Source organism: Caloramator australicus RC3 (genome assembly GCF_000297115.1).
Classification (GTDB): domain Bacteria; phylum Bacillota; class Clostridia; order Clostridiales; family Caloramatoraceae; genus Caloramator; species Caloramator australicus.
The window spans coordinates 1-7,678 of the sequence record NZ_CAKP01000062.1 but is presented as its reverse complement, the minus strand read 5'-3'; the positions used below and the strand labels follow the sequence as shown (position 1 = coordinate 7,678).

The window sequence follows — 7,678 nt, the reverse complement described above, 5'->3', positions numbered from 1 at the left end:
AATAGCATCATGGTGCTTTATATCGCCTGTTATTAATACATCACATCCTTTATTTAAAGCGTCTCTAATAAAGGATGATCCGCTTCCCCCTACTATTCCTATCCTTTTAATCTTTTTATCTAAATTACCTACTATTCGCACATTATCAACATTAAATTTTTGCTTTATTAAATTGATAAACTCTTTTAACCTAATTTCTCCTTTTAAATTTCCCACTCTTCCTGTTCCCTGCTTTAAAGAATTTTGTAAAGGATAAACATCATAGGCTACCTCTTCATAAGGATGAGCTTTTATCATAGATGATATAACCCTATTTAAGTCCTTTTCTTTAACAATAGTTTCTATCCTTACTTCTTCAACATATTCTATTTTATTTTTTTCTCCTATAAAGGGATTTGAACCCTCCAAAGGCATAAACGTTCCTTGCCCCTCTACATTAAAAGAACAATAGCTATAATTTCCAATGTGACCTGCTCCTTCAGTCAATATTGCATTTCTAACCACATCAGCATGGAACTTAGGAACAAAAACAACAATTTTATAAAGTTTTATTTCCTTATGGGGCGACAATATCTCGATATCTTCTAACTCTAAAAGCTTGGCTAAAAAATCATTCAATCCTTTCTCTGCATTATCAAAATTAGTATGAACTGCATATATGTTAATATCGTTTTTTATTGCCTTTATAATTATACTGCCAATATATTCATCTGTCTTAATTTTTTTAAAGGTGTAAAAATTAAAGGATGATGGGAAATTATCATATCACATCCTAGTTTTATGGCTTCATCTATGGTATCCCTTGTAACATCTAACGTAAATAATATTTTGTTTATGTTTTTGTCTTTATCTCCAATTAACAAACCAACATTATCATAATCCTCCGCAAGAGAAGGGGGAAACATTTTTTCTAAGTAGTCTATAATATTTTTAGCACTTACATCCATTCTCCCACTTCCTTAAACTCTAATAATAATTGATTTAATTCATTATATCTTTTATTATCCTTTGGAACTGATCTTAAAATTTCTTCTAAATTTTTTATTTTATAATTAATAAATTCTCTTAAAACTGGATGTTTCTTTTGAATTAAAATTTTCCCAGTATAATAAAACACTTCTTTTTCATAAGGAGGTTCACTACCATTTGATACCTTTAATATATGATAAAACTTTTCATCTTCTTTTACTATATCCTCATCAATTATTTTAAAATCATTCTCATTCAAATATTTCCTTAATATTTCTGGATATTGCATGGGCTGTAGGACTAATATTTTTGTTGATCTAACTATTTCTTTGCCTTCCTCTAATATTTTTACGATTAAGTTTCCGCCCATTCCAGCTATTAAGATTGTGTCCGCCTCTCCTTTTTGAAGTGGATCTAGCCCATCCCCTATCCTGGTCTGTATCTTATCTAAAACCCTATATTTTTTAAAATTCCTAATAGCAATTTCTAAAGGACCTTTATTTATATCTGTTGCAATACCTCTTTTACAAAGCCCTTTGTTAATACAATGCACAAGAATATAGCCATGGTCTGTTCCTATATCGGCTATGCAATCGGAATTGGGAAGCATATCCACTATATGTCTTAATCTTTCAGATAAAATCATGTTTCACCTCCAATTATGCACCCTTTTCTTTATCCTTCACTACATACGGCAAATCCATAACGAAATTATAAAAGTCCATATAATTACCTTCAAAGTCAGCAAAATATTTTATGTTCTTTTTATTTAATATGTTATCTTTTATTAAAAAAGTCTTTACTCCAATTTTTGATGCAATCAAATCCTCCTCAACATCATTACCTACCATTAAGCATTCCTGGGGTTTTTTATTTATTATGCCTAAAATTTCTTCATAATACTTTATATTTGGTTTACAATAGTGCATAACTTCAAAGGATGTTATAAATATAAAATCCCTTTCGTCAAGTCCTGCCCACCTTAATCTTTCGATTATAGCTTCCTTGGGGAAAATGGCATTTGTTGCAACTACCAAATCATATCCTTTTTCTTTTAAAATATCAATGGATTTAACAATGTGTTCTTGGGACTTAAAATGTTCACCGATAGTTTTATACTCATTTTTGTAAAAATCATCAATAATGCTTTCTACTACTTCATATTTTATTTTGGAGTATTCTGTAAATTTTTCCATAAATACCTGTTTGTTAGTCCTATTAAAGTCTGAGTTCCTAATCATATCAAAGGTTGCATCTAAAACAAATTTAACTGTATGCTCAGGAGACAAAAAATTTTTCAATTTAAAGCAAAGTCTTTTAAAATATTCCTTTTCAAAAATATCCATATCCATGGGCAATAAAGTTCCATCTAAGTCAAACAATATTGTATTCATAATACCCCTCCGTTTACCACCTAAAAAATTACGGCTTACAATATGTAAGCCTAATCTAAATAATCCTTTAGTTTTTTGCTTCTGCTTGGATGTCGTAATTTTCTAAGAGCTTTTGCCTCGATTTGTCTTATTCTTTCGCGTGTAACTTTGAATTCTTTTCCTACCTCTTCTAATGTTCTTGCACGGCCATCATCTAAACCAAATCTTAATCTCAATACCTTTTCTTCCCTTGGAGTTAAAGTATCTAAAACATCCATAAGTTGTTCCCTAAGCATCGTATACGCTGCAGCTTCAGCAGGCGCTGGTGCATCCTCATCAGGGATAAAATCGCCAAGATGGCTATCTTCTTCCTCCCCAATTGGCGTTTCAAGAGATACAGGTTCTTGAGCTATTTTCATTATTTCTCTAACCTTATCAACTTCCATATTTAATTCCTTTGCAACCTCCTCTGGAGAAGGTGCTCTACCTAATTCCTGCAATAGCTGTCTTTCTACTCTTATCAATTTATTTATAGTTTCTACCATATGAACAGGAATTCTTATTGTCCTTGCCTGGTCAGCAATTGCCCTTGTTATAGCCTGCCTAATCCACCAGGTAGCATAAGTAGAAAACTTATAGCCTTTCCTATAGTCAAATTTTTCCACAGCCTTTAAAAGTCCAAGATTTCCCTCCTGTATTAGATCAAGGAATAACATTCCTCTTCCAACATACCTTTTTGCAATGCTTACTACTAGCCTTAAATTAGCTTCTGCTAATTTTTTCTTTGCCTCTTGATCTCCCTGTTCGATTCTTTTTGCAAGCTCAATCTCTTCTTCTGCAGAAAGAAGAGGAACCTTTCCAATTTCTTTTAAATACATCCTTACAGGGTCATCGATACTAATCCCTTCAGGTAAAGTTAAATCAAGATCTTCCTCTAATAATTGTTCTGGGTTAAAGTCATCCATATCATCGATAACTTCAATACCCATAGATTCAAGTATTTCATATACCTTCTCTATTTGTTCTGGAGATAATTCAACATTTTCCAATGAATCCATTATTTCTTTATATGTCAAAACCCCATTCTTTTTACCCTTTTCAATCAATTGCTTTACTATAGACATTCTTTTATTGTTAGCTTCGTTCTTTTGATTATCCTTTTTCATAATTTCAACCTCCCTTCAAAACCTAAAGCAACGATAATTGCCTCTTCAGTTCTTCCAATTGCCTAGTCAAGTTAAGAAGATCATTAAAATCATTGGATCTTTCTTTTTCTTTTATTTTTAATTTAATATTTTCAATTTGTCGTTCTATCTTAGCCCTTTTTAAAGTTCTTATAAGTCCTTCTACTGTCTCAAAATCCATTTCAGTCAAATCTTCTTCAGCAAAGATTAAAGCCACATCCTGAATTTCATTTTGTTCTTCAAAATGTTTTATTATGTCATTAACTTCCTTTAATCCATTTTCCAAAATTAACGTAGCAACCTTTTTATATGAAGGAGTTATAAAATCCTCCCTATTAACCTTTTGTAGAATATATTCCTTTATATCATCATCCTTTAAAATTAACATCAATAGTTTTCTCTCTGCCTTCTTATATCCAGGTTCCATGAAAGTATTTCCACCAATATTATTATTTCTATTCCCATAATTGTTATTCCAATTATTAGTTTTCGTATTTTTGACTTTATTTAATTGGTCTAAAATAACCTCAATACTTATTCCCGTTAGTTCATAAATTTTTGCTGCATAGGAATGAACCTCAACTTCATTATTTAATATTTTTAATATATCAATAACTTCTTTTATAAAATTGCTTCTATCTCTGGGGTCATCAAGATTTTTGTTTTCTTTAGAAGCATAAATCAAATGTTCTATTGCAGGAAGAGATTTTTCAATTAGCTTTTTAAATTCTCCAACCCCAAAGGTATTTATATATTCGTCTGGGTCCTTCCCCCTTGGAATATTTATTATTTTAACATTTAATCCTTCTGAATGAAGAACTTCAATTCCTCGCAATGTCGCAGTCCTACCAGCTGCATCTGAATCATAACAAAGATAAACTGTATTGCAATATCTTTTTATAAGCCTTGCCTGTTCCTTAGTTAGAGCAGTTCCTAAGGTGGCTACTGTATTTTCTATTCCATGTTGGTGAAGTTTAATACAATCCATATAGCCTTCAACTAAGATAAGTGCATCTGGAGTCCCCTTTTTCAGAACAAAATTTAATGCATATAAATTAGTCCCTTTTTTAAAGACCGGTGTTTCAGGTGAATTCAAATACTTTGGCTTTGAATCATCAAGAACTCTTCCTCCAAAACCTATTACTCTCCCCTTATGGTCAAAAACCGGGAACATTATCCTATTTCTAAATCTATCATATATTCTATTTTCTTTTTGAGAAACCAGTCCTGCCTTAATTAATAATTTTTCATCGTATCCTTTTTTCTTAAAAAAATTAATTAGCCCATCATATGAATCTATGCTATATCCAAGACCAAATTTCTGAATTGTCTTTATATCCAGTCCTCTATTTAACAGATATTTAATCTTTTCGCTATTTTGTTTTAAATTATTATAAAAGAACCTCGCAGCCTGAATATTTATTTCATAAATTTTTTCAATTTCAGTATCCTTATTTGAGCTAGTATCAAGAGTTATATTTACTCTATCAGCTAAAAATCTTATGGCATCAATATAATCGAGGTTTCTAATTTTCATTATAAATCCAACAACATTACCTGCGGCTCCACAGCCAAAACAATGAAATAGCTGTTTGTCAGGTGAAACACTTAATGAGGGTCCTTTATCATTATGAAAGGGGCATACCCCCATAAAATTTCTTCCAACCCTTTTTAAGCTTACATATTCAGAAATAACATCGACTATATCATTCTTTTGCATTATATTATCAATTACTTGTTCTGGAATACGCATAGAAGCATCACCTGACATATTAATATTATTTTTCTACATCGAACATCAAAATTCCTTCTTACGAATATCTAATTTTATAGTTTTCTTTGACACAAATAAATAATATTCGACATAAAAAATAAAATTCCTGCTAGTTAAAAAAATTTTTAAAATTTTATTTGCCAAGGCATAGGGATAAAAATCTTCGTAAATTCATGAATAGCATATCTATCAGTCATACCTGCTACATAGTCCAATACAGTTCTTTCTAAACCATAGATATCGATTTTGTCATAATATTCTTTTGGCATTGAATTTGGATTATCCATATAATGAATAAACAATTCTTTAATTAGGTTTTTTGCCTTATCTTCTTCCTTTTTTGCCTCTGATGCAATATAGACGTTATCAAACATGAATTGTCTAAGTTCCCACGTTGCTTCGCCGACTTCACCTGTTAATTTTATTTCACCGTATTTTAAAGCATGTTCAATCACAGCTGTAATCATTTTATTTATTCTTTCTGAATGTCCCTTCCCTAAAACTTTAATGCATTCTTTTGGCAGATCCTCCACTGTTAATATTCCTGCCCTAACTGCATCATCTATATCATGATTTATATATGCTATCTTGTCAGCCAATTTAACAACCTTTCCTTCATTTGTTTGAGGAATAAGTTCCCCTGAATGACACAATATTCCATCCCTAACTTCGTGCGTAAGATTAAGACCTTTTTCCTTCTCAAGATAGTCCACTACTCTTAAACTATGTTCATTATGTTTAAAGCCTGTTGATGAAATTTTATTGAGTGCATCCTCCCCCGTATGACCAAAGGGCGTATGTCCAAGATCATGCCCTAAGGCAATGGCCTCCGTCAGGTCTTCGTTTAATCTGATTGCCCTTGCTATGGTTCTGGCAATCTGGGCAACCTCTAATGTATGAGTTAATCTAGTCCTATAGTGGTCACCCTCCGGTGCAATAAAAACCTGTGTTTTATGCTTAAGGCGTCTGAAGGCTTTAGAATGTATAATTCTATCTCTATCTCTTTGAAAATCAGTTCTAACTTTACACTTTTCTTCTTTTTTTATTCTTCCTTTAGTATTTTTACTTAAAGTAGCTAATGGTGATAATATTTTCTCTTCCAGCTGCTCATATTGTTCCCTCAAATTCATAGTATCACCTACACAAATATTTTTTATTATATATATTCTACATATTTGTCAAGAAACCTTCTTTTAAATATATAAAAATTAAATCATTTTTTTTAGATATTTCTTTAAATTACTTTAAAATTCTCAGTATTATTCATTATGTCAATTTTATCCTGTTTTTATTCAAAAAAGCACTTCTAATTAACATAATCCCTCTTGTCATTTCATATAATTCAATTGAAATATTAAAATGGTGATAGTATGGAAAATATTAGCTCTGTTGAAAGAGCGATTTATGAAAAGGATATAATAATAAATAAAATATTATCTAATTACAACATTGAAGTTTATTCAATAGAAAACATAAAAATAAAAGAAACTGACAAAGAACGAGCTGTATATAAAATAGCTACAAATAAAGGTGACAAATGCTTGAAAAAGGTTTATTATGATGAGAAAACACTCCTTTTCATATATTCAGTTATTGAATGGTTAAACATAAAGGGCATCTTAGCCCCAAGATTTATATCAACTAAAAAGGGATTAAAATATGTTAATTACCAAGGTAACCTATTTATTTTAACCGATTGGATAGATGGCCGAAAATGTGATTATGATAATATTGATGACATAAAAAAAATATCTGAAAATCTTGCTAAACTCCATAAGTCCTCTAAGGGTTTTTTCCCTATAGAGGGAAGCAAGCTTTTAATCAACGATAAAGACTATTTTAAAAGCTACAATAAGCATTTTAAACAGTTAATAGAATGTGCAAATCTTGCATATAAGATTAAGGACAAATTTTCCAAAATTTTTTTGGATAGTTTTGATTACTATTTAAATTGCGCAAGGGAAAGTCTTTATATTTTGTCTAGCCTTGATTTCAATAATTTAGGTGATGAAATCAGCAATGGAGCTATATGTCATCTTGACTATGTAAATAAAAACTTAATTTTTACTCCCGATGATAAAGTTTATGTAATTGATTTTGATAAAACTCGCATTGATTGTCCTGTTCATGATATAAGCAGCTTTTTGCACAGAATATTAAAGCGAAAAAAAACTGCCTGGGATTTTAGTATTTTTGAAACTGCAATAAATAATTATCAAAATGTAAGAAAATTAAATAAAAATGAAATGATAGCTATTTATGCATTCCTTTTATTCCCCAAAAAACTTTGGAAGGTTTCAAAGGATTATTATAAAAATATTAAATATTGCAATAAAGGACAATACATTGATGAATTAAAATCAGTTGTCAAATACAGA

Annotated in this window: 6 protein-coding genes and 1 pseudogene; 1 reads left to right on the top strand and 6 read right to left on the bottom strand. The window is 30.5% G+C overall.

Annotated features, from left to right (window positions below; genetic code table 11):
* The 6 genes and pseudogenes from CAAU_RS05355 to CAAU_RS05330 all read right to left on the bottom strand — a co-directional run.
* Window positions 1-905, bottom strand: a pseudogene (locus CAAU_RS05355) (Nif3-like dinuclear metal center hexameric protein); the annotation flags it as partial.
* Between the two features lie 32 nt (window positions 906-937).
* Window positions 938-1,615: a tRNA (adenine(22)-N(1))-methyltransferase gene (locus CAAU_RS05350; protein ID WP_008908402.1), complete on the bottom strand. Its 678-nt coding sequence runs from the start codon at window positions 1,613-1,615 to the stop codon at window positions 938-940.
* Window positions 1,616-1,628: 13 nt separating this feature from the next.
* Complete coding sequence (locus tag CAAU_RS05345; RefSeq protein WP_008908401.1) at window positions 1,629-2,363, bottom strand: HAD family hydrolase; 735 nt, start codon at window positions 2,361-2,363, stop codon at window positions 1,629-1,631.
* Between the two features lie 50 nt (window positions 2,364-2,413).
* Window positions 2,414-3,508, bottom strand: coding sequence for an RNA polymerase sigma factor RpoD (gene rpoD, locus CAAU_RS05340; protein ID WP_008908400.1), 1,095 nt, complete (start codon window positions 3,506-3,508; stop codon window positions 2,414-2,416).
* Window positions 3,509-3,530: 22 nt separating this feature from the next.
* Complete coding sequence (gene dnaG, locus CAAU_RS05335) at window positions 3,531-5,279, bottom strand: DNA primase (RefSeq protein WP_008908399.1); 1,749 nt, start codon at window positions 5,277-5,279, stop codon at window positions 3,531-3,533.
* A gap of 146 nt (window positions 5,280-5,425) precedes the next feature.
* Window positions 5,426-6,430, bottom strand: a complete 1,005-nt coding sequence (locus tag CAAU_RS05330; RefSeq protein ID WP_008908398.1) for a deoxyguanosinetriphosphate triphosphohydrolase — start codon at window positions 6,428-6,430, stop codon at window positions 5,426-5,428.
* A 240-nt stretch (window positions 6,431-6,670) separates the two neighbouring features.
* On the opposite strand from CAAU_RS05330, the gene CAAU_RS05325 reads away from it, so the two are divergent.
* Window positions 6,671-7,678 (top strand): CotS family spore coat protein (locus CAAU_RS05325; RefSeq protein WP_040306037.1); only part of this gene is annotated, 1,008 nt, incomplete at its 3' end.